This window comes from Lysobacter sp. P5_B12, from assembly GCF_056400425.1.
On sequence record NZ_JBFULG010000010.1, the window covers coordinates 1 to 25,150 of the forward strand.

At 65.8% G+C, this 25,150-nt stretch carries 29 protein-coding genes and 1 tRNA gene; 8 read left to right on the forward strand and 22 right to left on the reverse strand.

Annotated elements, in window-relative coordinates; translation table 11 throughout:
- The 3 genes from AC1DOM_RS14515 to AC1DOM_RS14525 form a co-directional block, all read right to left on the reverse strand.
- On the reverse strand, positions 1 to 278 hold a 278-nt coding region (locus tag AC1DOM_RS14515), incomplete at its 3' end, for a hypothetical protein (protein ID WP_498964521.1).
- Between the two features lie 186 nt (positions 279 to 464).
- Positions 465 to 1,442, reverse strand: a complete 978-nt coding sequence (locus AC1DOM_RS14520) for an FG-GAP repeat domain-containing protein (protein ID WP_498964523.1) — start codon at positions 1,440 to 1,442, stop codon at positions 465 to 467.
- A gap of 180 nt (positions 1,443 to 1,622) precedes the next feature.
- The gene (locus AC1DOM_RS14525; RefSeq protein ID WP_498964525.1) at positions 1,623 to 3,947 is read right to left on the reverse strand and encodes a Tex family protein; all 2,325 of its coding nucleotides are present in this window, start codon (positions 3,945 to 3,947) and stop codon (positions 1,623 to 1,625) included.
- Between the two features lie 687 nt (positions 3,948 to 4,634).
- On the opposite strand from AC1DOM_RS14525, the gene AC1DOM_RS14530 reads away from it, so the two are divergent.
- Positions 4,635 to 5,732 carry a TolB family protein gene (locus AC1DOM_RS14530; RefSeq protein ID WP_498964527.1) on the forward strand — a complete coding sequence of 366 codons (1,098 nt, stop codon included), beginning with the start codon at positions 4,635 to 4,637 and terminating at the stop codon, positions 5,730 to 5,732.
- On the opposite strand, the gene AC1DOM_RS14535 is transcribed toward AC1DOM_RS14530, so the two are convergent.
- From AC1DOM_RS14535 to metX, 5 genes are all read right to left on the reverse strand, one after another.
- Positions 5,720 to 6,352, reverse strand: coding sequence for an acyltransferase (locus tag AC1DOM_RS14535; RefSeq protein ID WP_498964529.1), 633 nt, complete (start codon positions 6,350 to 6,352; stop codon positions 5,720 to 5,722). The genes AC1DOM_RS14530 and AC1DOM_RS14535 overlap by 13 nt on opposite strands.
- 92 nt (positions 6,353 to 6,444) lie before the next feature.
- Positions 6,445 to 6,531: transfer RNA gene (locus tag AC1DOM_RS14540), tRNA-Leu, on the reverse strand.
- 33 nt (positions 6,532 to 6,564) lie between these two features.
- On the reverse strand, positions 6,565 to 7,017 hold the full coding sequence (locus AC1DOM_RS14545) for a DUF2214 family protein (RefSeq protein ID WP_498964531.1): 453 nt from the start codon (positions 7,015 to 7,017) through the stop codon (positions 6,565 to 6,567).
- 4 nt (positions 7,018 to 7,021) lie between these two features.
- Entirely contained in the window at positions 7,022 to 7,636 is a 615-nt protein-coding gene (locus AC1DOM_RS14550; protein ID WP_498964533.1) for a cysteine dioxygenase family protein, read from the reverse strand.
- 51 nt (positions 7,637 to 7,687) lie between these two features.
- Positions 7,688 to 8,803 carry a homoserine O-acetyltransferase MetX gene (gene metX / locus AC1DOM_RS14555; RefSeq protein ID WP_498964535.1) on the reverse strand — a complete coding sequence of 372 codons (1,116 nt, stop codon included), beginning with the start codon at positions 8,801 to 8,803 and terminating at the stop codon, positions 7,688 to 7,690.
- A 387-nt stretch (positions 8,804 to 9,190) separates the two neighbouring features.
- Between metX and AC1DOM_RS14560 the strand changes: the two genes are divergently transcribed.
- Positions 9,191 to 9,460 carry a hypothetical protein gene (locus tag AC1DOM_RS14560; RefSeq protein WP_498964537.1) on the forward strand — a complete coding sequence of 90 codons (270 nt, stop codon included), beginning with the start codon at positions 9,191 to 9,193 and terminating at the stop codon, positions 9,458 to 9,460.
- Between the two features lie 68 nt (positions 9,461 to 9,528).
- Entirely contained in the window at positions 9,529 to 10,062 is a 534-nt protein-coding gene (locus AC1DOM_RS14565; RefSeq protein WP_498964539.1) for a CcdC protein domain-containing protein, read from the forward strand.
- A gap of 188 nt (positions 10,063 to 10,250) precedes the next feature.
- Here AC1DOM_RS14565 and AC1DOM_RS14570 read toward each other — a convergent pair whose 3' ends face one another.
- A complete protein-coding gene (locus tag AC1DOM_RS14570) occupies positions 10,251 to 11,051 on the reverse strand; it encodes a helix-turn-helix domain-containing protein (protein ID WP_498964541.1) in 801 nt (266 codons plus the stop codon).
- 101 nt (positions 11,052 to 11,152) lie between these two features.
- On the opposite strand from AC1DOM_RS14570, the gene AC1DOM_RS14575 reads away from it, so the two are divergent.
- Entirely contained in the window at positions 11,153 to 11,305 is a 153-nt protein-coding gene (locus AC1DOM_RS14575; RefSeq protein ID WP_498964543.1) for a hypothetical protein, read from the forward strand.
- 3 nt (positions 11,306 to 11,308) lie between these two features.
- On the opposite strand, the gene AC1DOM_RS14580 is transcribed toward AC1DOM_RS14575, so the two are convergent.
- From AC1DOM_RS14580 to ccmA, 11 genes are all read right to left on the reverse strand, one after another.
- Positions 11,309 to 12,256, reverse strand: coding sequence for a DUF5694 domain-containing protein (locus tag AC1DOM_RS14580; RefSeq protein WP_498964545.1), 948 nt, complete (start codon positions 12,254 to 12,256; stop codon positions 11,309 to 11,311).
- A gap of 120 nt (positions 12,257 to 12,376) precedes the next feature.
- Positions 12,377 to 12,655: a hypothetical protein gene (locus tag AC1DOM_RS14585; protein WP_498964547.1), complete on the reverse strand. Its 279-nt coding sequence runs from the start codon at positions 12,653 to 12,655 to the stop codon at positions 12,377 to 12,379.
- A 294-nt stretch (positions 12,656 to 12,949) separates the two neighbouring features.
- On the reverse strand, positions 12,950 to 13,966 hold the full coding sequence (locus AC1DOM_RS14590; RefSeq protein WP_498964549.1) for a tetratricopeptide repeat protein: 1,017 nt from the start codon (positions 13,964 to 13,966) through the stop codon (positions 12,950 to 12,952).
- Positions 13,966 to 14,412: a cytochrome c-type biogenesis protein gene (locus tag AC1DOM_RS14595; RefSeq protein WP_498964551.1), complete on the reverse strand. Its 447-nt coding sequence runs from the start codon at positions 14,410 to 14,412 to the stop codon at positions 13,966 to 13,968. Before AC1DOM_RS14595 ends, AC1DOM_RS14590 begins: the two co-directional genes overlap by 1 nt.
- Entirely contained in the window at positions 14,409 to 14,972 is a 564-nt protein-coding gene (locus AC1DOM_RS14600; RefSeq protein ID WP_498964553.1) for a DsbE family thiol:disulfide interchange protein, read from the reverse strand. The genes AC1DOM_RS14595 and AC1DOM_RS14600 overlap by 4 nt, the downstream gene beginning before the upstream one ends.
- On the reverse strand, positions 14,969 to 16,888 hold the full coding sequence (locus tag AC1DOM_RS14605; protein WP_498964556.1) for a heme lyase CcmF/NrfE family subunit: 1,920 nt from the start codon (positions 16,886 to 16,888) through the stop codon (positions 14,969 to 14,971). Before AC1DOM_RS14605 ends, AC1DOM_RS14600 begins: the two co-directional genes overlap by 4 nt.
- The gene (gene ccmE / locus AC1DOM_RS14610; protein ID WP_498964558.1) at positions 16,888 to 17,385 is read right to left on the reverse strand and encodes a cytochrome c maturation protein CcmE; all 498 of its coding nucleotides are present in this window, start codon (positions 17,383 to 17,385) and stop codon (positions 16,888 to 16,890) included. Before ccmE ends, AC1DOM_RS14605 begins: the two co-directional genes overlap by 1 nt.
- Complete coding sequence (locus tag AC1DOM_RS14615) at positions 17,382 to 17,558, reverse strand: heme exporter protein CcmD (protein ID WP_498964560.1); 177 nt, start codon at positions 17,556 to 17,558, stop codon at positions 17,382 to 17,384. The genes ccmE and AC1DOM_RS14615 overlap by 4 nt, the downstream gene beginning before the upstream one ends.
- A complete protein-coding gene (locus AC1DOM_RS14620; RefSeq protein WP_498964562.1) occupies positions 17,555 to 18,316 on the reverse strand; it encodes a heme ABC transporter permease in 762 nt (253 codons plus the stop codon). The genes AC1DOM_RS14615 and AC1DOM_RS14620 overlap by 4 nt, the downstream gene beginning before the upstream one ends.
- Positions 18,317 to 18,321: 5 nt before the next feature.
- Positions 18,322 to 18,993 carry a heme exporter protein CcmB gene (gene ccmB / locus AC1DOM_RS14625; RefSeq protein ID WP_498964564.1) on the reverse strand — a complete coding sequence of 224 codons (672 nt, stop codon included), beginning with the start codon at positions 18,991 to 18,993 and terminating at the stop codon, positions 18,322 to 18,324.
- Entirely contained in the window at positions 18,990 to 19,622 is a 633-nt protein-coding gene (gene ccmA, locus AC1DOM_RS14630; protein WP_498964566.1) for a heme ABC exporter ATP-binding protein CcmA, read from the reverse strand. Before ccmA ends, ccmB begins: the two co-directional genes overlap by 4 nt.
- Before the next feature lie 105 nt (positions 19,623 to 19,727).
- On the opposite strand from ccmA, the gene AC1DOM_RS14635 reads away from it, so the two are divergent.
- Positions 19,728 to 20,243 carry a hypothetical protein gene (locus AC1DOM_RS14635; protein WP_498964568.1) on the forward strand — a complete coding sequence of 172 codons (516 nt, stop codon included), beginning with the start codon at positions 19,728 to 19,730 and terminating at the stop codon, positions 20,241 to 20,243.
- The gene (locus AC1DOM_RS14640) at positions 20,240 to 21,562 is read left to right on the forward strand and encodes a DUF6056 family protein (protein ID WP_498964570.1); all 1,323 of its coding nucleotides are present in this window, start codon (positions 20,240 to 20,242) and stop codon (positions 21,560 to 21,562) included. The genes AC1DOM_RS14635 and AC1DOM_RS14640 overlap by 4 nt, the downstream gene beginning before the upstream one ends.
- On the opposite strand, the gene AC1DOM_RS14645 is transcribed toward AC1DOM_RS14640, so the two are convergent.
- Positions 21,559 to 22,083, reverse strand: coding sequence for a DUF3293 domain-containing protein (locus tag AC1DOM_RS14645; RefSeq protein ID WP_498964572.1), 525 nt, complete (start codon positions 22,081 to 22,083; stop codon positions 21,559 to 21,561). The genes AC1DOM_RS14640 and AC1DOM_RS14645 overlap by 4 nt on opposite strands.
- Positions 22,084 to 22,187: 104 nt before the next feature.
- Here AC1DOM_RS14645 and AC1DOM_RS14650 point away from each other — a divergent pair, with 104 nt between their 5' ends.
- Together AC1DOM_RS14650 and AC1DOM_RS14655 are read left to right on the forward strand one after the other, a co-directional pair.
- Positions 22,188 to 23,339 (forward strand): pyridoxal phosphate-dependent aminotransferase, encoded by a 1,152-nt coding sequence (locus tag AC1DOM_RS14650; protein WP_498964574.1) that lies wholly within the window; start codon positions 22,188 to 22,190, stop codon positions 23,337 to 23,339.
- A 26-nt stretch (positions 23,340 to 23,365) separates the two neighbouring features.
- Positions 23,366 to 24,163, forward strand: coding sequence for an amidohydrolase (locus AC1DOM_RS14655; protein ID WP_498964576.1), 798 nt, complete (start codon positions 23,366 to 23,368; stop codon positions 24,161 to 24,163).
- Positions 24,164 to 24,177: 14 nt separating this feature from the next.
- On the opposite strand, the gene AC1DOM_RS14660 is transcribed toward AC1DOM_RS14655, so the two are convergent.
- Entirely contained in the window at positions 24,178 to 25,149 is a 972-nt protein-coding gene (locus tag AC1DOM_RS14660) for an amidohydrolase family protein (RefSeq protein ID WP_498964578.1), read from the reverse strand.
- Position 25,150: the final 1 nt, after the last annotated feature.

Genomic DNA, 25,150 nt, shown 5'->3' on the forward strand with positions numbered 1-25,150 from the left:
GGATACACCCAACCACCCAAGATGGCCACTGCGATGGTGTTGTTGTCGAATTGCATTTCGGGGAAATGGGCCCCCGCGGCGAGTGAGGCAGCGATGCCCGCAGGGTTGTACACATAAATGGTGAAAGCCGTGGCGACGACCCAGCCAGCGAGGATTGCGCTCATGACCTTGAGTGGCAAGCGCTTGGGCCAGGGAAAGAGAACAGCCGAGCCCGCCACGATGCACGGCAGTGCATCGCGGCCGATAGCGACGATGTCGAACAGGTTCTGAGGGGTCATCGGCAAGAAGCTAGCGCGAACGCCGAATGTCCGCTATGGGTCGAAAGCGGTCATGGTCGAATGTCCGCTATCGGCCAGAAGCGGACATGGGACGGGGGTGCCAACTGCCGACAACATTGATGTTGAGGTCGTAGTTGGGCATGTCGAGTTCGTGGCAATTCGCCACGGCTCGCCAATCCAGTCGACTTAGAAAAATATGCCTACGGTTCCCTCCCAAGGCATCACTTCCCATGCGGGGTGCACTGCGTGAACCGCCTGTTGCGTGGCGCCGTTGGATGATTTCCAGATCACGTTTTCGCCCGTACCAGGGCCGTTGGCGTTACCAAGATTGCGCCAGAGCACATCGGTCTTGCCGTCGCCGTCGAAATCACCGCTGCCGACCACCTGCCAGTGGTGGTCTGGCACAGGTTGCCTGGCTAGCCGCATGGATCGCATTGCCGACGGCCAAACCACATTGGCGCCCGTGCCCCAGTGGTGCCAGAAGATGTCGGCCTTGCCGTCTCCGTCGAAATCACCCGCCGCCACGGGCAGCCAGAGGGGGTCGCGGACAGGGGCCACGGCTTGTGGGGTCAGGTGATTGGCCGATTTCCAGATCACGTTCGCTCCGGTGCTGAACTTGCGCCAGAACACATCCGACCGGCCATCGCCATCGAAGTCACCTGTTCTGACGAGCCACCAGCCTACATTGACCGACACCACCCCCAGTCGCGTCGAATAATTGGCGGACCTCCAGATCGTATTGTCGCCTGTACGTTCATTGCGCCAGAAAACATCGTCTCTGCCGTCTCCGTCGAAATCGCCTATCGCGGCGACTTTCCAGTTCCAGTCGGGGACGCGCACTACCGCCTGCTGAGTCGCAGCATTGCCAGCGTTCCAAATCACGTTGTCCCCTGTTTGGGCATTCCGCCAGAACACATCCGCGCGCCGGTCGCCGTCGAAATCGCCATATCCGGCGATAATCCAATTCAGGTCAGTGACACTCGCCGTGGCTTGCCGAGTCGTGATGTCGGCGGATGTCCAAATCACGTTCGCTCCGTTGCTGTACTTGCGCCAGAACACATCCGACCGGCCGTCGCCATTGAAGTCACCGGCAGGGCCCGCCGCCTGAGCGGGAATCGCCGCCACGGTCAATGCAAGAGCCAACATGCTCAGTACCGTTTTCATCGTGAGCCTCCGGTGCGGGCAAGCGATCAGAGCTCAGCCGCCAATGGCCGCTTCTTCGCTTGCGTTTCCACCTAACGCCCGGCTGGCATTCGAACGGCCATTCACCTAATTCCCGCCAATGATCTGGGCAGTGCGAAGCTTGCTTCGCACCCAATGCGGTTGAAGCCCGCTCTCCCGCGATCAATCCCGCTTCGCGCGAGCAAACGCAGCAGCAAGCGCGTTATTGGCCGGCGCCTGCACGGCCCCCGGAACACGCGCCCCACGCCCATCGTCCCGCTTGCCCCTGTCCGGCGCATCACGCTTCGGCTCGCGCACGGCCGGCGGCGTGTCGTCGAGCCGCCGCGTGAGCGCGATGCGCTTGCGCTGCACATCGACCTCCAACACACGCACCTTGACGATGTCCCCCGACTTGACCACCTCACGCGGATCCTTGACGAACTTGTCCGCCAACGCCGAGATGTGGATCAACCCATCCTGGTGCACGCCGATGTCGACGAACGCACCGAAAGCCGCGACATTGCTGATGACACCCTCGAGGATCATGCCGACCTTGAGATCCTTGATGTCCTCCACCCCGTCGGCGAAACGCGCCGCCTTGAACTCGGGGCGCGGATCGCGGCCCGGCTTCTCCAGCTCCTTGAGAATGTCGCGCACGGTAGGCTCGCCGAATTGCGCGTCGGTGAACTGCGCCGCCTTGAGACCACGCAACAACGCGGCGTCGCCGATCAGCTGCTTCACTTCGCACCCGCACTTTTCGAGGATGCGCGCGACCACCGGGTACGCTTCCGGATGGACGGACGAAGCGTCGAGCGGCTGGTCGCCATCGGCGATGCGCAGGAAGCCCGCGCACTGCTCGAAGGTTTTCTCGCCCAGGCGCGGCACCTTCAGCAGGGCCTTGCGGTTCTGGAAGGCGCCATTCGCGTCGCGATACTCGACGATGTTCTCGGCCACCGTCGACGACAAACCCGACACACGCGTCAGCAGTGCGGCGGACGCCGTATTGACGTCCACGCCCACGGCGTTCACGCAATCCTCCACGCGCGCATCCAGCGCACGCGCGAGGCGATATTGATCGACATCGTGCTGATACTGGCCGACGCCGATCGCCTTGGGTTCGATCTTCACCAGCTCGGCAAGCGGATCCTGCAGGCGCCGCGCGATCGAGACCGCGCCGCGCAGCGTGACGTCGAGGTTCGGAAATTCCCTGGCCGCGAGTTCGGAGGCCGAATACACCGAAGCGCCGGCTTCGCTGACCACGAGCTTCTGCAGTCCGGCCATCGGCGCGCGCTGGATCAGCTCACCGGCGAGTTTGTCGGTCTCGCGCGATGCGGTGCCGTTGCCGATGGCGATCAGCTCGACCCCGTGCCGCGCGCACAGTGCATGCAGCACCGCGAGCGACTGATCCCATTGGCGCCTGGGTTCGTGCGGATAGATCGTCGCCGTCTCGACGACCTTGCCGGTGCGATCCACCACGGCGACTTTCACGCCCGTGCGCAGGCCCGGATCGAGACCGAGCACGGCCTTCGGACCGGCGGGCGCGGAGAGCAACAAATCCTTGAGGTTGTCGCCGAAGACCTGGATCGCCTCGGCTTCGGCCTTCTCGCGTGCCTGCGAGAACAGATCGAGCAGCAAGTGCAAGTGCAGTTTCGCTTTCCATGTCAGCCGGCAGGTGTCCTGCAGCCACTTGTCCGCGGGCCGGCCCTGCGCCTTGACGCCGACATGATGCGCGACACGTCCTTCGGCCAGCAGATGTCCGGCATCCGCATCGGTGCCGGGATCGAGGTCGATGAACAGGATCTCTTCGCGGCGCGCGCGGAACAGCGCAAGCAAACGGTGCGACGGAATGCGGGCGAGCGATTCGCGATGATCGAAGTAATCGCGGTACTTCGCGCCCTCGGTTTCTTTCCCTTCGGCCACGCGCGAGCGGATCACGCCCACCTCGTGCAGCCATGCGCGCAGCTCGCCCACGAGCGCAGCGTCCTCGCCCCAGCGTTCCATCAGGATCCAGCGCGCACCGTCCAGCGCGGCCTTCGCGTCGGCGACGCCCTTGTCGGCATCGACGAAGCGCGCGGCACAGTCCTCCGGCACCTGCGTCGGATCACCGAGGAGCGCATCGGCCAACGGCTCCAGCCCGGCCTCGCGCGCAATCTGTGCCTTGGTCCGCCGCTTGGGCTTGTAGGGCAGGTACAGATCTTCCAGGCGCGACTTGGAGTCCGCGGCCTCGATGTCCGCCCGCAGGGCATCGGTGAGCTGGCCCTGCTCGGCGATGCTGGCGAGCACCGCGGCGCGGCGATCCTCGAGTTCGCGCAGATAGCCCAAGCGAGTTTCGAGATTGCGCAGTTGCGTGTCGTCCAGCCCCCCGGTCACTTCCTTGCGATAGCGCGCGATGAAGGGCACCGTCGCGCCCTCGTCGAGCAGGGCGATGGCGGCCTGCGCCTGGGCGCCCTGGGCACCGATCTCGGCGGCGATGGTGGACGCGATCTGGCGGGCGAGCTGCGGGGACATCTGAGGCATTGCGGCGGTCTGCGTGCGACGGGAGTGCTGGGCCGATTGTGGCAATGCCTTGGGCGTCGCGTAAGGATTGACAGCGCCGCGTATCGCGAGTCCGCTTTCGGCCAGGAGCGGACACTCACGAGTTCGTATTTTTTCTCTCCCCACGAGTGATTGACCATCGCAGCAAGAAATATCCCGTAAAGGCCCCGATCGTGACAAAGGCCGAGATCAAGGCGGCCCACAACAACACGCTCGCAATGGAAAACTGGGGGGCGTGATCTATCAAAAACCGCAGCAAGAAACACACCCATAGGGCGAGAAACACCGCGACTGGTATCAAGCGCCTTTTCCAATGCATCGAGATTTTCAAGGCTGACACTCTGTTCCACAGGCTTGAACCGCGATTGTGCCGCCACTTGTTGCAACTGTCCGCTTTGGGTCGAAAGCGGTCACCACCCTACGTTCTCTCTCAGTCATCGGCATCACTGGATGTCGCGAGTATCGTCTGAAGCATTCACCATTCCAGCGAACGCAATTCACCACGGCTACTGCTAGCGGGAACGCACGTTATGCCAGCGTGCGGATGCATCAGGTCGATCCGCAAATCCGGCAACGTGCATCCAGCGCGGGCGCATGTGCTGTCCGCTGGCACGCAACGGCTGCGTAAGCGATAGGGGCGCAAACCACACGGAGTACGTCATGCATCGTCCCCTTGCCATTGTCACCGGCCTGATCCTGTTGGCCGCCAGCGCCACGTGCGCCGCACAGGTCAGCCGGATCAGTTTCACGCGCTCGACCTACAACGACGATTTCAGCCTGCGCGCCTCGACGATCTATCGCATCAACGCCGACGGTTCGGGATTCATGAACCTGGGGGCCTTGACCACGGGCATCTATCGCTTCTCCCCGATGTGGTCGCCCAACGGTGCGTCGATCGCGTACGTCTACGGCACGAGCGCATCGCCGGCCCTGAATATCTACGTCATGACCAGCACCGGCGGCAGCCGCCACCGCGTCACCCTCGGGTCGGCACGGCACACGCAGCCGGTGTGGAGTCCAGGCGGCACGCGCATCGCTTTCATCGCCGAAGGCACGACCGGTGCGTGCCTGGGCATCGTGGCGCCGGACGGAAGCGGGCAGCGCAATCTGTTTTGCCCGCCGGGCCCGGCCTACATCGACAACACGCCGCAGTGGTCGACCGACGGCACGCGCATCTTCATCTCGACCGGTTTCTACGGCCCGGGCCTGGAGCCGCCGTATCACTCGCGCGCGTGGAGCGTGAACGTGACCACCGGTGCGGCCAGCCTGCTCACCGAGCAAACGCTGGATGACCCGCGTTCGGTGTATTTCAATCCCAATGGCACCTCGGGGTTGTATGCGAGCACGTACCAGAACCGGCCGATCGATGCGGTCAACTTCGCGACCGATGTACTGGTTCCGCGCACGACCGGCTACGGGCCGAAGTGGAACCGCACCGGCACGCGCTTCGCCTATACCAAGTCGGGTTCGACAGGCGCGCCGGATTTCGATTCCTACGACCACGTCTGGGTCATGTCCGCCGACGGCAGCACCGACACCGAAGTCACGATGCCCATCGTGGACAACATCGAGTACGACGCAGTCAAGTGGTCGCGCGACGGCACGCGCATCCTGACGAACCGCACGGTGTTCGCGCCGAGCTCGCCGGGCAGCGGGACGTACACGGGCACGCCGGCGATGCGCATCTTCAACGTCGCAACCAGCGCGTTCACCTCGCTGCCGAACGGGGCGGCATCGGATTGGTATCAGTCGCCCTGATCCGACGCGCTGCCACGTAGCTTCGCCTCGAGGGCGAGCAGGGCCCTGGAACGCTCCTTCAATCGCTTGGCCGGTGAGCCAGCGTAGATCCCCCACGGGTCGAGGGACTTGGTTACGAGCGCCTGGCTCCCGACCGCAGACCCTTCCCCGATCACCGCGCCGGGGAGGATCACGGTGTTTGCGCCGACGATGGCGTGCTTGCCCAGGCGCACCTCGCCTCTCGCCCCGCCGAGGTATTCCGCCGGCACGGTGGGGTTGGTGAGGTGTTCGCCGGAATAGTCGTCGGAGGCGGAGTAGATCCGGACACCCGACGACAACCCCGAGAAGTCCTCCATCACGATCCCGTGGCCGCCATAGAGCCCGCAGTAACCGGCGATGTGGACGTAGGACCCGATGCGGACATGACCCTCGCCCGTGGCCACGATGGTGCAATAGCCGTCGATCCGCACGTTGTCGCCGAAGGAAATGTTCTTCGCGCCGATGATCGTGCAGCTGCCCTCGATGCGGACATTCTCGCCGACCGAGCGGAAGCCCATCTCGCGCAGGTCGGAGGACACGAAGTGCCCGTGGTCGAAGGCGCGACGGGCGATGGCCGGGGCGCTGGGGTTCGGTTCGCTCATGGTGTCCATCCGGGAGTGCCGAGTGGATGCGAGCCTAACTGATCAGGCACGCGCTTTCCGTGTCCTGGTGCGCGGCGCAGTTCTTGAAACGATGGTGCCGGAAGTGGGACTCGAACCCACACGCTTTTAAGGGCGGCGGATTTTGAGTCCGCTGCGTCTACCGATTCCGCCATTCCGGCGCGGGCGGGAAGTATAGCCCGGCTGTTCGCGCTTCAGAACCCGCCGTAGCGCGCCATCGCGGCGGCCAGGACGAAGATCGCGGCCACCAGGGCCAGTTCCATGCGCAGCACGGTGCGCATCTTCGCCAGTTCGCCTGCGTCGGGGACGTAGGCCGGCTGCGTGCGCTGCGCTTTCTTCCAGCGCATGAACTTCACGGTGGGAATGATCGACAGCAGGCCGACCAGCACGAAGGCGCCGATCTTGGCGTGGAAGTAGGGGTTGTGCAGGTAGAAGTCCGGGCCTTTCACGCCGAGGAAGACGCGGCACAGGCCGACGGCGAGCAGCAGGCCGGCGCACATCCCGTAGCCGCCGTCGAGTTTCGCAAGGCGCGGGATGGTATCGGCGGTGAGCGGGCCGCGGAGCAGCACGGCTTCGGCGACGAGCATCGCCACGAGGCCGAAGACGAGGAGATGGTGGAGGGCGGCCAGGCCGAGGTCGGTCGCCATTGCCTCAGGCGGCTTCGTCGGTTTCGAGGATCGCGCTTTCGCGCACGAACCATTCGTCCTTCACGTTCGCGAACTTCGAGCAGCATTCCATCGGCGCCTTGTAGATGTGCAGCGAGATGGCGATGCGGTCGGGGCTGGCGTTGCGGATGGTGTGGTACTCGTGCGGCGGGATCAGGCTGCCGGCGCTGCCGGGGCCGGCGTGCATGCCGCCGGCGGCGCGGAAGCGGAAGCGTTCGCCTTCGCGGCCCAGCAACTCGTACTGCACGATTTCCAGTTGGCCATCCCACACGCCTTCGACGCACCACAGGCCGGAGTGGTCGTGCAGCGGCGTGCCCTGGCCGGGGCCCCAGGTCATGCAGACGATGCTGTAACCGTGCTCGGGGCTGCGATAGAGCTCACGGCGGGCGTAGTGGTCGGTGATCGGTTCGTGCACGCAATCGGGCAGGCGCACGTCGCGGTCGCGGATCAGGCGGCACAGGGCGTCGCGCAACGACGCGGTGACCTTGTGCTCGTCGTCCTGCGCCACCGCTTCGTCGATCGCGGCGATCAGCTTGTCGCGGCCGGGGAAATCGACGTCCGGGCAACAGGCGGTGTCGGTGGCGGCGGGCGACGCGTTCATGGGCTTGTACCGGAAAGGGCGACGAGGGTCGGCAACAGGGCGCAATTGTACTTAGACGCTTGCAAGGAAATCGCTAACCGCGGGCCCAAAACGGGCAATGTCCACGAGGAAGGCGTCGTGGCCCTGCGGGGACGGCAGGGGCAGGAACGCCGACTCGGCACCCGCGGCCCGCAGCCCTTCGGCCACCTGCTGCTGTTGCTGGAGGGGGAAGAGGATGTCGGTTTCCACGCCGATGGCCAACGCGCGATCCACCGTGATCCGGCCCAGCCCGGCGTCGACGTCGCCGTCTCCGTATTCGGCGAGATCGAACCAATCCATCGAACGGCTGAGGTAGAGGTAGCAGTTGGGGTCGAAGCTGCGCACGAAGCGGCGTGCGTGGCCTTCGAGGTAGCTCTCCACCTGGAACTCCAGGCCGAAGGGTTCGTCGTCGTCGCGGCTGTCCGAATCCAGCCGCACGCGGCCGAAGCGCCCGTCCCATTCCAGCGCCGAGCGATAGGTGATCACGCCGAGCTTGCGCGCCATGCGCATGCCGGCTTCGGGGTAAACGTCTTCGGAGTAGTCGCCGTGGTTCCATTTCGGATCCAGGCGAATCGCTTCGCGCTGCAGCGAGCGGATGGCGATCGAGAACGGAAGCGCGCGTGCGCTGCCGGAAATGTTGATGTGCGTGCGCGCGGAATTCGGATGGAGCAGGAGGTAGGCGAGGGCGACCATGCCGCCCATCGAGTTGCCGATCACGCACGCGAGTGCATCGATGCCGAGGCCTTTCACGACTTCATGCGCTGCGTTCGCGCCGTCCTCGATCGAGAGTTCGGGGAATGCGAGTCCATACCGCTCGTTGGTCTCGGGGTTCACCGACGCGGGCCCGGTGGAGCCTTTGCAACTGCCGAGGGAGTTGGTGCAGATGACGAACCATCGGTCGGTGTCGATGGGTTTGCCGGGCCCGACCATGTCCTCCCACCAGCCGGCTTCGGGGTTGGCTGCATTCTTCGCCGCGTGCGCATTCGGGGACAGGCCGGTGAGAATCAGGACGGCGTTGTCGCGTGCAGTGTTGAGCGTGCCCCAGGTTTCGAAGGCCATGCGGGCGTTGCGGAGTTCGCCGCCGCGTTTCATCGGAAAGGGCGAGGGCAGGGGGTGGAAGCGCGTGCCATGCGGGATGAATTCGGTCATGGGGCGCAGTTTACTTTGGAGCGTTCATCTTCGGAGGGACGGCGCGCCGCGCGCCTTTCATGAGAACGATCGGCTTCCTGCAAAGCTTGCTTTGCAGCCCCCAATGAAAGCTCGGGCGAAAGCCCCCTGATCGAAGCGACCCGCAAGGTGATGCCCCAGCGTTGGGAGTTTCAAATTTTTTTCCCAAAAAAATTTGGAACTTCCAACGTTCGGGCGACGCGCCAATGCTGGAGGAACGCCCTTCACATCCGGTCCCGGGGCCAACCAAGCCGCCGAAGTCCCACAACCCACCGCCCATCCGAAAGCCCCTGATATCCGGCGCGCCCCCCGGATAAGGTCCATAGTGCTGATTGCGTTTCCCGATCGATATTTCCCAGGGGGTGGTCCGTGCTTCTGCAACCCAACACCGCGCTGGACCTGGAGATCAAGTCCTTCACCGGCACACTGCGCCGCTGCTTCCGAGGCGCAGGCTGGGAAGCCGTGAGCTACTACGCCGCAGACGCCTGGTCGGCCGCCAACCGCGCCGACGCCAGCTGGCCCGAAGTCGAAGCACGCGTCCGCGCCGAGTGGGACGCGACGGTGGCGGTGACGCGCTTGCGCCAAGTCGAAACATCCCACCTGGTGAAGTCCCCTTCGGCGGGCCCACTCGCCTCGTAACACAGCATCACCCCGCATTCGCACCACGCGTGGCGAGCTAGTCGCTTCGCCGATACGCGTTGCCCGACATGCCGCTGTTGTTACTTCTCCCGATCGCCGTCCTCGCGCTGTTCGCACTCTGGGTCGTGCTGCTCCCGATCTCGCTGTGGGCACGCTACAACGCCGGCAGTGCTCGCCGCCGCGCGCAAAACTGGATCATCCGCGGCAACGCGTGGTTGCTCGCAATCTCCCTTCCCGTATTCCTGCTCACAGCCTGGCTCGCCTCGCACTGGATGCACGCGGCCCTGCGCGACGGCTTGCTGGGCCTGCTACTAGGCGTCCTAGTCGGCATCGTGGCGCTGTGGCTGACAAAGTTCGAACGCGACGCCAAGGGCCTCGTCTATACGCCCAATCGCTGGATCATCGTGGCGCTGACTGCACTCGTCGCACTGCGCATCGCCGCGGGCTTGTGGATGACATGGCGACACGCGACGGGCGACACCATCGACACACTCACCGACTGGATCGATGCAGGCGCATGGAGCGGCGTGGCCGGCGTCTTTCTGGGTTACGCACTGGCCTACACCTGGGGCCTGCGAGCGCGATTGCCGCAACCGAAGTAGCGCACAACGAAAACGATCAGCTCCCTGCAAAGCGCGCTTTGCAGCCCCCAACGAACGCTCGAGCGAAAGCCCCCTGATCGAAGCGACCTGAAAGGTGATGCCCCAGCGTGGGGAGTTTCAAATTTTTTTCCCAAAAAAATTTGGAACTTCACACGTTCGGGCGGCGCGCCAATGATGGAGGAACGCTTCTAACGCGCAGAACCCTCAGGCACCAACATCGAAGGCGCCAACCCAAACACCCGCCGACAAGTCCGCGTCAAATGCGCCGCATCCGAAAACCCCGCCTCATGCGCCGCCTCAGTCAACGAACGCCCCGAAAACGCAGCCTGCACCGCGCGATCCACCCGCGCCCACAACAACCACGCCCGCAACGACGTCCCCGTCTGCTGCACGAACAAATGCCGGAACCGCCCCGGCGACAAATGCACCGCAGCGGCCACGTCTTCCAGCCGAATCCGCGACCCCAGGCGCGCACGCATCCACGCAAGCGCCGCCGTGATCCGCGGATCCTCGCTGGCCGCCAACACCGGATCGCCCGCGATGCGGCAGATCGCGCCCTTCGCGTATTGCGACAACAAGGGATCGTCCGCGCCGCCGATGTACTGCGCCTGCAAGTGCTTCACCGCCGCGTTGGCTTCGGCATCCGACAACAACGCAACATCGAAGCCCGCGAAGCGTTCCCGCAACGCCGCACCGCTGCGTGAATTGGGTTCGACGAACAAAGTGGCGATCGAGGCCCCGCGTCCGTCGAAGCTGTGCGGCCGATCGGGCATGACGACCATGCCGCGCGTCTCACGTGGCGCGGGCCAATCGCCGGCGCGAACCTCGAAGTCGCCATCCATCGCCAACGAGATCTGGATCGCGTGATGCGCATGCGTCTGCACCGCGGAGAGGTGAACGCCGATCCAGAGCGAACCCCCGGGCCAGCCGAGGATCCTGCCGATTCCCGCGACCGGCCGTTTGCTTGAAACCAGCGCGTCGGTACCCATCGTTGCGAACAGCCCCTTCGTTCAAGAGCCCACGGGGGGAGGGGCCCAAGATTACCTCCAGGCCAATCACGGCCTGACCTCGACCCCCGGAGATGACGATCATGAACAACGAAGCCAACAAGGCCGCCTGCACCTGTACCGATTGCATCGGCGCCGCCTGCACCTGTGGTTGCCAGAGCCCCGCCGCCGCCAAGGGCGCCTGCAAGTGCGGTTGCCAGGAAGCGAAGCCCTGCCAGTGCGGGCCGAGCACCTGAGGTTTACTTCGGCAGGTAGTCGTTCGCCTCGACCAGCTCGACGCCCGGCGCCTCGATGACGCACTGACGCAACAGATACGCGTGTCCTTCACCGAAGAACACGACGGCGCGGCCGCCTGCCGGCAGGGCTTGCAGCAACTTGGCGCAGATCGTCAGGTTGCGCGTGTACCAGGCGCCGACAAGTTTGGCGCCTGGCTGCGTGTCGGCGTCGCCGTAGCGCAGCATGTCCATGTAGAAGCCATGGTTTTTCAACGCGCGCGCCGGCTGGTTCATGTAGCGGAGGACCGAGCCGATGCTGCCGGTCGCGACGCGTTGGCTGAGGGTCTGGACTTCTTTTCCGGCATCGGCCAGCGCGGCGTCCAGGCGCGGTTGCATGCCGTGGCCTTTTGCATAGTCCTTGACGGGGTCGAAGGGAAATTCGCCTTGGGCGTCGATGCCGCTGACGTGCTCCAAGTCGCGCAGCGCGGCCAGCCGGAATCCCAGTTGCACGACTTCGTTGCGGGAAGGCGCGAGTTTCCCGGCGCGGTAGCTGGCGTATTGCTCGTTCGTCGTTGCCGCCGGCCATTCGACCATGACTTGCGTCGGGGCGAATTTCGCGAGGGATTTGGCGATGTCTTCGATTTCCGCCTGGCGTTTCTTGGCGAGGACGTCGTCGACCTGGACGTTGAAGATGTCCTTGCCTGGGTTGTCCAGGTGGAAGGTGCCGATGATCATGACTTGCGTCGGCGCGGGTGTTTCCTGGGCCACCGCATCGCCTGCGACGAGCAGCGCGAGAACAAGGGCAAGCAGCCTTGCGAACATGGGAGATCTCCGTCGCCGATGCGCTCCGGATGTTAGCAGAGCGATGAACAGCGTCGCTTCGGGAGGACGGCGCGCCACGTGACGTGGTGTGGTTCCCCTGCCGCTCCTGGAACGCCATCCATGGCCACCAAGTCGCGGGCGCAAGGCCATCCATGGCCTTGCTCTGGTGAACCACACCACACCACGCCACGCGTCACGCCTCATCTGAGGGGTGGTGGCTGCCTCTTCGGTTGGAAAGGCCAAAGCACTCGGCCCGCTTATAGCGAGTCGTCACCCGCTCAGAGTCTCGGCGAGCACCCTCTCGCGGAACTGATCCAAATACTTCCCACCGAGCAAGGGTGCCAAGCGGTCCAACGAATCGAGCGCTGCCAGAACATCGATCGACTCGCCGGCAAGAACGGACAGCGCCTGATTGTGAAGTGCGTATGCGAACTGCGCAGCCGCGCCCGCAGGCGTGTTCTCTCCACCGAGGTGTGGCCAAAGAAGTATCCGCAGTTCATACACGGCCGCGGCAAGCAGCCGCTTCTCCAAATCCTGTCCTGTAGGCATGAGCAATCTCCTGAAGTCCCGTGCTTCCGCGTCACGAAAACGATCAGCTACCTGCAAAGCTCGCTTTGCAGCCCCGAACAAACGCTCGAGCGAAAGCCCCCTGATCGAAGCGACCCGCAAGGTGATGCCCCAGCGTGGGGAGTTTCAAATTTTTTTTCCAAAAAAATTTGGAACTTCACACGTTCGGGCGGCGCGCCAATCGGTTTCGAGCGAGCTTTCCCAACGCCCCACCCAAAAAGAAACCCGCCATTCGGCGGGCTTCTTTTTGACCTCCCCAAGGGGAGGTGGAATCGGCTACTTAACCGACCCGATCGTCAGATCCACCGGCCCACTCGCAGGCAAGGTCACACGCGAAGGCGTTGACTCCAGGTCGCCAGACTGCGGAATCGCATCTCCACTGGCCGACACACGCGCCAACACTTCGATGTCCCGCATCGCCGAAAGCTTCTGCGTCGGCATCGGGCTATCGCCATCGTCGAGCGTGATATCGAGCGGCAACTCCTGCAGCGTGTGCCGCTCGACCGCCACCGGCATCGGCGGCCCGCCCGCGGCGCGCGCAATGACGAACACCGTCGCATCCCCACGCAAACGCACACGCGCAGCCAACTCCGGATCCAGCGCGACGCGAACCCGCAAGCCACCTTGCGACGCAACTGGCGCGGCAGCCGGCAACGGCTTCATCCCCGCCGCCTTGCGCGCCTCGTCGATCTGCACCCGCAACGACGGCGCCGTACTCGCATCGACCATCGCGAGCAACGGCTCCCACGTCTTCGCGGCTTCAGCGTTCTCGCCCGCCTGCCGCTGCGCAATCCCGAGGAACCAACGCGCACGCTGATGCTGCGGCTGCACCTCCATCGCCTGCCGCAGCAGCGTGACGGCGACGGTGTCGAAACGATGCTCCGGATCCGCAAGCGCACGCGACTGCGCGGCTTCGGTCAGCACATCGGCATCGCGGGGCGCGAGTTTTGCGGCGTGCGCCATGGCATCGCGCGATTCGGTGAAACGTTGACTGTTGCCGAGCGCCTGCCCGAGCAAACGCCAGCCTTCGGCCTCGTCCGGATGCTTGGCCAACTCCGCCTGCAATTCCTTGATCGCATCGTCCATCGTCTGCGGCATCGCCACGGCGGGCTGTGCTTCCAGCGCGGCCGGTGTGCCGACGATGCGATACAGCGCCGTGCTGCCCAGGCCGATGAACAGCGCGATGCCGATCACCAGGGCCCGCGAATCGCGCCACAGGGGCCGCAACAACAACGCGGCGACGAACATGACGAGCAAGCCGCCCGCGATGGCGAACGTCAACGTGGGCGACATCACCACTCCTGGTTGGGGTCGTCGGCGAGGGGAGTGGTCGACGCGCGCTTGCGCACGATGCGTGCGATCACGAGGCCGCCGGCGAACAGCAGCAGCGCCGGGCCGAGCCACAGCAGCCACGTCGTGCGTTCCATGCGCGGGCGATACAGCACGAATTCGCCGTAACGCGCGACGAGGAAATCCTTGATCTGCGCATCGGTGCGGCCTTCGCGCATCAGATCGAGCACTTCCTTGCGCAGGTCGAAGGCGATCTGTGCGTTGGAATCGGCCAGCGACTGGTTCTGGCACATCACGCAGCGCAGTTCGGAGACCAGCGCGTGGAAGCGCTTTTCTTCGGCGGCGTCCTGGAAGTGCAGGGGCGCGACGTCGGTGCCGACTTGCGCGGACGCGTGTGGCGCCGCGAACAAGGCCGAGAGTGCGAGCAGCAGCGCGAGGACGAATTTCATCGGAGGACCTTGCCCTGCGGGTCGATGCTGTCGAGCGCGGGGATCAGTTCGCCCTGGATCAGCGCATCGGTGAGCGGGCCGACGTGTTTCCAGCGAATGGTGCCGTCCGCGTCGACGAGAAAGGTTTCCGGCGCGCCGTAGATGCCCCAGTCGATCGCCGACTTGCCTTCGACGTCGGTGATCACGAGCCAGTACGGATTGCCGAATTGGTCGAGCCAGCGCAACGCGTCGTCGCGGTCGTCCTTCCAGTTGAAGCCGACGATGCGCACGCGCTTGGTTTCGGCGAAGCGCGTCAGCACCGGGTGTTCGTCGCGGCAGGACGGGCACCAGCTGCCCCACACGTTGAGCAGGAAGGGCGGGCCTTTGAGATCGGCGAGCGTGACCGTGCGGTCGGGTTCGTGCAGCACGGGCAGGGTGAATTGCGGCGCGGGCTTGTCGATCAGCGGCGAGGGCAGGGCTTCGCGATCGGGATTGCGGCTCAACCAGACACCGGCGGCCAGCAGCAAGGCGAGTGCGGCGAAGACGGCCAGCGGAATGAAGCGCGATGCACGGCCGGTCATGCGCTGGCCTCCGCGCGACGGAAGCGTTTGTCGGTCGCGGCGATGAAGCCACCGATGGCCATCAGCAATGCGCCGAACCAGATCCACCGCACGAAGGGCTTGGCGTGCACGCGCACGGCCCAGGCGTCGCCGCCGAGGGGTTCGCCGAGTGCGACGTACAGATCGCCGCGCACGCCGGGGGCGATCGCCGCTTCGGTCATGACCTGGCCGCCGCTGGCGTATTTGCGCTTTTCCGGATGCAGCGTCGTCAGTTCGCGGTCGCCGTCGTACACGCGCACGGTGCCGCGGTCGGCGACGTAGTTGGGGCCTTCGCGGTGTTCGACGCCTTCGAAGAGGAACTGGCGACCGTCGATGTTCACCGCCTGGCCCGGCGACAGCGCGAGCTCACGTTGCTGCGCGAGGCCTTCGACAAGCAGGGCGCCGACGAGGAACACCGCGATGCCCGCGTGCGCGAAGGTCATGCCGAGCATTTCGGCCGTCATGCGGCGGCCCGAGGCGTTGAAGCGCGTCCACAGGAAACGCAACGTGCCCGTCGCGACCCACGTCGCGCCCGCCAAACCCGCGGCGACTTTCCACGGCCCTTGCCTGGCGAGGAAGAACGACGCGATGCCGATGCCGAGCGCGAGCCCGGCCCAGGGCACGAGCATCGCGATCGGGCGCGAGGCCTGTTCGCGCTGCCACTTCGTCAGCGGGCCGAACGGCAGCAACAGGACGAGCGGCGCCATCAGCAGCGTGAACAGCAACGCGAAGTAGGGCGGGCCGACGGAGATCTTGCCGAGGTCGAGCGCATCGGCGAGCAACGGATACAGCGTGCCGATGAGCACCATCGCGCACGCGGTGGACAACAGCAGGTTGTTGGCGAGCAGCAGGGTTTCGCGCGAGGACGCGGCGAAGGGCGCGCCGTCGTTTTCGCTCGGCGCCTTCATCGCGTAGAGCAGCAGCGAGCCGCCGACGACGGTGCCGAGGAACATCAGGATGAACAGCCCGCGCGTGGGATCGGCCGCGAAGGCATGCACACTGGTCAACACGCCCGAACGCACGAGGAAGGTGCCGAGCAGCGAGAGCGAGAAGGTCGCAATCGCAAGCAGCAAGGTCCAGCCGCGGAAGCTGCCGCGCTTTTCGGTGACCGCTTGCGAATGCAGCAGCGCCGCGCCGGCGAGCCACGGCATGAAGCTCGCGTTCTCCACCGGATCCCAGAACCACCAGCCGCCCCAGCCCAGTTCGTAATACGCCCACCACGAACCCAGCGCGATGCCGCAGGTGAGGAAGCCCCACGCCACGTTCGTCCACGGGCGCGTCCAGCGCAGCCAGCGTGCGTCGACTTCACCGCCGAGCAGCGCGGCGATGGCGAAGGCGAAGGGCACGGAGAAGCCGACGTAGCCCAGGTACAACATCGGCGGATGGATGATCATCCCCGGGTCTTGCAACAACGGATTGAGGTCGCGGCCTTCGACGGCGGCGGGCAGCAGGCGTTCGAAGGGATTGCTGGTGAAGATCAGGAAGGCGAGGAAGCCGACGGCGACCAGGCCCATCACGCCCAGCACGCGCGCGATCACCTCGCTCGGCAAGCGTTGCGAGAAGCGCGCGACCGCGGCCGTCCACAGCGCGAGGATCAGCGCCCAGAGCAGCAGCGAGCCTTCGTGCGCGCCCCACACGGCGGTGTAGCGATAGATCATCGGCAGCAGCGTGTTGCTGTTCTGCGCAACGTAGCGCAGCGAGAAATCCTGCGCGACGAACGCATGCGACAGCAGCCCGAAGGCGAAGAGCACGAGCGCGAACTGCAGGTACGCAGCGGGGCGCGCGACGGCCATCCACGAGGCGCGGCCGTTGTGCGCGCCGGCCAGCGGCAACACCGCCTGCAGCGCGGCGACGAGCAGGGCGAGGACGAGCGCGAGTTGTCCGAGTTCGGGCAGCACTAGTTGCTGCCTTCCGTCGGCATGGCGGTGTCGGACGGATTGGTGTCGACGTCGTGCTTCTTGTGCGCCTTGCCCATCTTGTCGGCGACTTCCTTCGGCATGTAGGCCTCGTCGTGCTTGGCCAGCACTTCCTCGGCGACGAAGGTGCCGTTGCGCATGCGCCCGGTGGCGACCACCGCCTGCTTCTCGCGGAACAGGTCGGGCAGGATGCCGGTGTAGACCACGGGCATCATCGCGTCGCCGTCGTCGACGGAGAAATGCGCTTCCATCGAACCGGGCGCACGCTTGAAGGAATTCGCGGCGACCATGCCGCCGAGGCGGATGCGCGCTTGTCCCGAGGACACCGCATCGCCCGCGCGGCCATCGAGGATTTCCGCCGGCGTGTAGAGGTAGGTGACGTTGCGGCCGAGGGCGGTCACGACGAGGCCGACGGCGATCGCCGCGGCGACCAGCAGCGCGATCACGTACCAGAGGCGGCGCTGGCGGGTGGGGTTCATTGTGTTTCGGTCCTGCTCAAAGTGTCGATGTCGGGGCGCGGCGCCTTGCGCGATGCACGCAGGCGCGCGGCACGCAGCTGGCGCGCGATGTCGATGCGCGGGGCGATGAAATCCCACAGCAGCACGACGAAGAACACGGCGTAGGCGCCGATGACGTAGTTCAGGTAACTCATCGCGCACGCTCCGCGGTGCCGGAGGCCATGCGCACGACCCAATCCTTGCCCGCCTCGCGGCGCAGGTTGTCGGCGCGCGCACGCGACAGCAGCGAGCCGACGAACCACAACTTGGTGGCGATGATCATCGCGAACAACGGCGGCAGCATGCTCGGATCCATCTTCGAACCGCCGAGCAGGCTGATCGTCTGGCCCTGGTGGAGCGAGTTCCACCAGTACACCGAATAGCGGATCACCGGCAGCAGCGCGACGCCGACGATCGCGAGCAAACCCGCGGCGCGCGCGGCCTGGCGACGATCGTCGATCGCGTGGTACAGGCCCATGATTCCCAGATAGAGGAACAGCAACACGAGTTCACTCGTCAGGCGCGGATCCCAATCCCACCACGTGCCCCACATCGGCTTGCCCCAGATCGAACCGGTGGCCAGCGTGATCAAGGTGAATGCAGCGCCCGTCGGCGCGCAGGCCATCGCGAGGATTTCGCACAGCTTGATGCGCCAGATCTGCGCGATCGCGGCGTAGAAGGCCATCAGCCCGAAGACAAACAGACTCATCCACGCGGCGGGCACGTGGATGTAGAGGATGCGGAAGCTGTCGCCCTGCTGGTAATCGGCGGGCACCTGGAACAGCGCGCCCCACAGCCCGTAGGCCATCACGAGCACGGCGAGCACGTACGACACCGGCGACCAGCGCGCGGCGAAGCGATCGAAGTAGGGCGGCGAGCCGAGTTGGTGGAACCAGCGGACGAGCGGATGCATGGGGGTCAGCTCAATGAAATGCGGATCGCGGCCGCCGCGGCGAGCGGCACCAGGACCAGCGCGAGCACCAGGCCCGCGCCGAGGTAAAGCAGTGGCGCGGCGGCATCCAGGCCTTGGCCGGCAAGCGCGACCGCACCGGCGCCGAACACCAGCACCGGCACGTACAGCGGCAGCGCAAGCAGCGCGACAAGGATACCGGAGCGGCGCATGCCGACGGTCAATGCGGCCACCACGGCGCCGATCAGGCTTAACAGCGGCGTGCCCAGCGCGAGCGAGGCCATGAGGACGGGCAATTCGGCGCGGGGCAGGTGGAGCAACTCGCCGAGGATCGGGGTGGCGAGCAGCAGCGGCAGCGCGGTGGAGGCCCAGTGCATGAAGGTGCGCACGAGCACGAGCCACGACAGCGGCACCGGCGCCAACATCCATTGTTCGAGCGAGCCGTCTTCGGCATCGCCGCGGAACAGGGTATCGAGGGCGAGCAGGCCGGCGAGCAACACCGCCAGCCACAGCACCGGCGCGGCCACCCGTGCGAGCGTCTTGCCTTCGGCGCCGAGCGCGAGCGCGAACAACACGACGACCAGCAGCGCGAACAAGGCCGGCTGCAGCGCATCGCCGCGACGGCGCCACAACATCCGCGCATCGCGGGTTAACAAGGCGAAGGCCGCCGAACGCATCATGCGGCGCGCTCCAGGGCGAGCATGCGCGTGCGCACCGGCGGCGCGGCGTAGGCGCCGTGCGTGGTCAGCAGGGACGCGCCGCCTTCGCGCAGATGCGCCTGCACCATCTTGTTGACCAGGTTGATGCCTTCCAGATCCAGGTTGGCGTAGGGCTCGTCCAGCAACCACAGCGGCGCCGGCGAGAGCCACAGGCGCGCGAGCGAAAGGCGCTTCTTCTGCCCGGCGGAAAGTTGCCGCGCGAGCGTGTCTTCATAACCGGACAGACCGACGATGCCCATCGCCGTTTCCGGCACCTGGCCGCGCCGGCGACCATGCAGGCCGCAGAGGAAGCGCAGGTTTTCCATCGCGGTGAGGTCGGCCTTCAAAGCAGGGAGATGGCCGAGATAGGCGATGGCGCGTGCGCGGAGCATTGGGGACGCGGTGCGACCGTCGATGTCGATCTCGCCCTCGTCGGGGCGCAACAGGCCCGCGAGCACGCGCAGCAGCGTGGTCTTGCCCGCGCCGTTGTCGCCCTGCACGAGCAGGGCCTCGCCTGCGTCGACGGAAAACGCGAGGGGACCGAACACCGGTTGTTCATTGCGCGCGAAGCGCAGGCCGCGTGCGGCGAGCAGCGGCGGGACGTCGCTCATTCGGGGTCGGTCGGATGCGGAGCCGGCATTTTAGCGGTTCACTCGCGCGGAAGGGTCCTTAACAGGTCGTCTACAATGCGCCCCTTCCTTCCCGGGTGTGGCCCGATGCAGCGTTGGCGAACCCTGGATGCCTGGATTCTCGCCACGCTCGTGGGCGCCGCCGTGGTCCTGGCGGGGCTGTCGGTCGCGCGGTTCCGATCGCTCACCACGGTGGTGCCCTTCGCCGGGCAGGTCGTGGCGGGGGTGCCGGCCACGGCGCTACTGGGGCGGGTCGAGCGTTGCGCGGTGTCTCCGCGGCGCTTCGAAGTCTCCGGCTGGATGGCGCGACCGGGCGTGGCGCGGGGCCCGCATGTCACGCGCGTGCTCCTGCGCGACGACCGCGACGGCCGCCTCTGGCAGTTGCCGACCGAGTTGCCGCCCCGCAGCGACGTGAACGTGCAGCTGAACCGCGCCGGCTTCGCGGGCGCCGACTACACGACCTCGGGCTACGCCGCCTCGCTGGACCTGCGCCGCGCGAAACCGCGCATCGCCGCGGGCCAGGTGTTCATCGCCTACGACCAGGGCACGGCCGGCCGGCAATACCAACTCGTGCGCGTGGCGTGCCGGATGGACCCGGCATGAGGAATCTGAAAGTTTGGCGGACGCCCGGCGCCGGGCTGCTCCTGGGGATGCTCGCGATCCTCGCGTATCTGCATTTCGCCGTCTTCGACCGCCGCGGCGAATCCGACGACCTGATCTTCTCGCTCGTGCTCGAAAAGGGCTCGCTCTGGTCCTTCATGCGCGAGCGCTATCTGACGTGGACGGGCCGGTGGCCCATGGAGATCGTCGGCTCGCTGTTGGTGCCGAACATCTGGGCATGGCGATTGGCGAACATCGCTGTCGTGTTCGCGTTCTGCGTCAACGTTGCGCGCCTGGGCTTCGGCGAACGCGGTCGCGCGCCGGCGGCGATCGCGGGCGTGTTCGCGCTGTTGTGGTTGTTGCCGGCCACCTTGTTGCAGGACGCGGCGTGGTGGGTCACCGGCTCGTTCTATTACCTGTGGCCGGTGACCTTCGGTTTGTATGCGATGCGCGCGTTGTTCGAACGGCGCGAGCGCAGCGTGTGGGAGTGGGCGTTGATCGTTGCCGCGGGCAGTTACGCCGCCTACAACGAACAGATCGGTCTCGTGCTGCTGGGCGTCGGCCTGCCGCGGTGGATCCAGTTGTATCGCGAAGGTCGGTACACGCGCGGCGATGCCGTGCTCGGTGCCGCGCTGGTGATCAATTCGATCATCAACGCCGCCGCGCCGGGCCCGCGCGCGCGCTTCGCGCAGGAGATCGCGAACTGGTATGCCGATTACGGCACGGTGGGGTTGCTGGACAAGTTGAACATCGGCTTGGGTTCGATCGGTACCACGCTCGCGCGCGCCGACAATCTGCTCGCGATCGCGGCGGAGTTGCTCGCGATGATGCTGGTGTGGACGGCGCCGGCGGCGCGGCGCGTTCGCATTCCGGTGGTTGCGGGGCTTGGCTTCCTGTTGCTGGCATCGATCGCGCCGATGGTCCTGTCGCCGGGCGATGGGCTCGCGCGCCGATTGTCGGTGTGGATGATGACGGCCGCGAATGTGACCTCGTCGCGCATGGTCACGCTCGCGTTGTCGATGTTCGGCGCCACCTGCTTGGTCGTCGCGACATTCATCGCCCTGCGCGATCGCTCGCTGCGCGCCGCGGGCTGGATGGCGTGGACGTTGATGCTCGGATATGCGTCGCTCGCGGCGCTCGCGTTCTCGCCAACGGTCTACGCCTCGGGCGAACGCACGCGCCTGGCGATGTGCGCGGTTCTGATGATCGTGGTGTGTCGCCTGATCGCCGAAGCCCGCGAACGATTCGGCGATGCATGGCTACGCTTCGCCGCGTGGCCCGTCGGCGCCGTCGTGTTGCTGCGGATCCTGCAGACCGCCTAGGGCGTCGGCGTGCGCGGGGTCGAACGGCGCTCGCGCGGCTTCACGTGCAAGGGCGCCCACTCCACGTGCGCGCGGTCTTTCGCCATCAGTGGCTGCGATGCGTACATGCGCAGGCCCACCGGTTCGCCGCGATTCCACACCAGCGTGCCGAGTTGCCCGTAGCGCAGGGCCAGACGGTCGAACTCCTGGTCGGGCATGTCCATCACCACCCAACTCGGCTCGCGCCAGCTGCGGTTGGGCGCGGAGGAAAAGCCGGGGCGGAAGGGCAGTTCACTCGTGAGCAACGCCGCGTGCAGTTCTTCGTCGGCGCGGCGGTTGACGGCCTCGGCGCGCGGGATCGACTGCGGATCCCAGGCCGACAGCAGCCCGAAGCGCCGGCTGTGCGGGAAGAACGCCTCGAGCTCGGGCGCCTTCTGGCCGATGCGGATCTGGCGCCATTCCCCGTCGAGCTCCCAGCGGTATTCGGCCGCGTAGTAGGCGTCGAGGAGGGTGGCGATGCGGAGGTCGGTCTGGAGCGACATTGGACGATCAGATTTAACGCAGGGGCGGGCTTCCGTAAACTCGAATCCCCGCCGCCGGCCTGCCGTTCGTCGGATTCCTCACATTTTCGTCACACGGAAGGCCCATGCAACCCAAGACCAAGCTGCCGAAGGTCGGCACCACCATCTTCACGGTGATGTCCCAGCTCGCCATGGAACACAAGGCGGTGAACCTGGGGCAGGGCTTCCCCGATTTCCCGGTGCCCGATCGGCTGGTCGAAAGCCTGGATCGTGCGATGCGCGCCGGGCACAACCAGTACGCGCCGATGACGGGCATCCCCGCGCTGCGCCAGGCCATCGCGAACAAGACCGAGCGCGTGTACGGCTGGCGCCCGGATGCCGACACCGAAGTCGCCGTCACCTCGGGTGCGACCGAGGCGATCTTCGATGCGATCCATGCGCTCGTGCATGCGGGCGAAGAAGTCGTCGTCCTCGACCCGTGCTACGACTGCTACGAACCGGCCATCGATCTGGCCGAAGCCAAGGCGGTGCACGTCGCGCTCGATCCGCAGACCTTCGCGCCGGACTGGACGAAGGTGCGCGCCGCGATCACCCCGCGCACGCGCATGCTGATGATCAACAGCCCGCACAATCCCTCGGGCGCGATGCTGTCGAAGGCCGACATGGAAGCGGTGGCGGCCATCCTGCGCGACAACCCCGACCTGTATCTGTTGTCGGACGAGGTGTACGAACACATCGTCTTCGACGGCGCGCGCCATGAATCCGCACTGCGTTATCCCGAACTGCGCGCGCGTGCGTTCATCATCTCGAGCTTCGGCAAGACCTATCACTGCACGGGCTGGAAGGTCGGCTACTGCATCGCGCCGCCGGCACTGACGGCCGAATTCCGCAAGGTGCATCAATACAACACCTTCTGCACGTTCGCCCCGGCGCAGCATGCGTTCGCGGAGATGATCGAACAGGATCCTGCGCACTATTTGGAACTGGGTGCGTTCTACCAGGCCAAGCGCGATCGTTTCGCCGCGCAATTGCGGGAGACGCGATTGAAGCCGCTGCCGGTGCCGGGCGGGTATTTCCAATTGGTCGATTACTCGGCCGTCAGCGATCTCGACGACCTCGCGTTCTGCCGCTGGCTCACGACCGAACACGGCGTCGCCGCGATCCCGTTGTCGCCGTTCTACGAAACGCCGCCCGCCGGGCAACGCCTGGCGCGCTTGTGTTTCGCCAAGAACGACGCGACGCTGGATGCGGCGCTCGAACGTCTTCGCAAGCTTTAACGCAAGGGGCTTGTAACGTGACCTCCATGCAAGATCTCCGCGTTTCCCTCGTCCAGGGCGATACCCGCTGGCACGACCCGGCGGCCAATCGCGCGTATTACGGCCACCTGGTCGCGCCGCTGCACGGCACGACCGACCTGGTGTTGCTGCCGGAAACTTTCACCAGTGGTTTCAGCAACGACGCAATCACCCAGGCCGAAACGATGGACGGGCTGACGATCGATTGGCTGCGCGAGCAGGCGGCCAAGATCGGCGCGGCGATCTGCGGCAGCGTCCAGATCCGCGACGGCGACGGCGTCTACAACCGCCTGTGCTTCGTCACGCCCGATGGCGCGTTGTCGACCTACGACAAGCGCCACCTGTTCCGCTATGCGAAGGAGCACGAGCGTTACGCCGCCGGCCACGATCGCATGACGATCGAATTCAAGGGCTGGCGCATCTGTCCGCTGGTTTGTTACGACCTGCGCTTCCCGGTGTTTTCGCGCAATCGCTTCGATGTCGAACGGCCCCAGGGCCTGGATTACGACTTGCTGGTGTACGTGGCGAATTGGCCTGCGGCGCGCAGCTATGCGTGGCGGACCTTGCTGCGGGCACGGGCGATCGAGAATCTGTGCTTCGTCGCGGGCCTCAATCGCGTCGGCGTGGACGGCAACGGGTTGAAGTACGACGGCGAAAGCGCGGTCCTGGATTTCCTCGGGCAGCCCTTGAGTGAAGCGGCGGACGAAGAAGTGGTGGTGACGACGCGTCTGCCTGCGCGTGAATTGCTGGCGCATCGGGAGCGGTTCCCGGCGATGCTGGATGCGGATGCGTTCGCGCTGAAGTAAGGGCATTCGACACATCAGGCAGCGGCAGCGCTGGCCTTCGCGAATCGCGGGAACAACGCTTCGGCGTTGCCGCGTTCGATTGCATGGCTCGTCGCGGCATCGAGGATCGGGCTGGCGTCGAGCAGTTTGTTCTCCGCGATCACCGCCGTCTCCGGCACCATCGGCCAGTCGCTGCCGTACAACACGTGGCCGGGGCCCGCCACGCGCGTGAGCGCCGACAGCGTCGCCGGGTGCGTGGACAGTGCGGTGTCGTAGTACAGCGCACCGAGGTAATGCTCGATCGGCTGCGTGGCGCGCGCGGAAAGACCCGGGAGTTCGACGCGGCTCATCTCCAGGCGGAAGGGCAGGTAGGGGATCGTGCCGCCCGCGTGCGAGAGGATGTACTTGATGTTCGGGTAGCGATCCATCGTGCCGCTGAAGATCAGGTTGGCGACCGCACGCGAAGTGTCGAGCAGGAATTCGACGATGCCCCAGGGCATCGTGAGTTTCGGCACGATCGCGCCGGGCACCACGGTATTCGGGTGGATATGCACGGTGGCCTTGCGTCTGTCGAGTTCCTGGAAGAACTCCTCGAACTCGGGGTTGCCCGGGTACTGGTTGCCGAAGCTGCTGAAGAGCTGCACGCCGTCGAGTTTGAGCACGTCCATCGCGTACTCCAGTTCCTGCAGCGCGGCGTGCGTGTCGGGCAGCGGCATGGTTGCGAAGGCGCCGAACATCCGCGGGTCGTCCTGCACGATGCGCGCCATGAATTCGCTGCAATGGCGCGCCCAATGCACGGCGGCCGCGGCGTCGTAGAGCGATACGCTCGGCACGACGGAGCCGACCGCTTGCGCGATGCCGTTGCGCGCCATCGTGTCCTTCGCGATCTGCACGCTCCAGTCGGGGATCGGCGGACCGCCCGTCCAGTGCGCGCCCTGCTTGGCCAGCCACGCGAGGAACTCCGGCGGCATGAAGTGATGGTGGACGTCGATGCGTTGCTTGTTCATG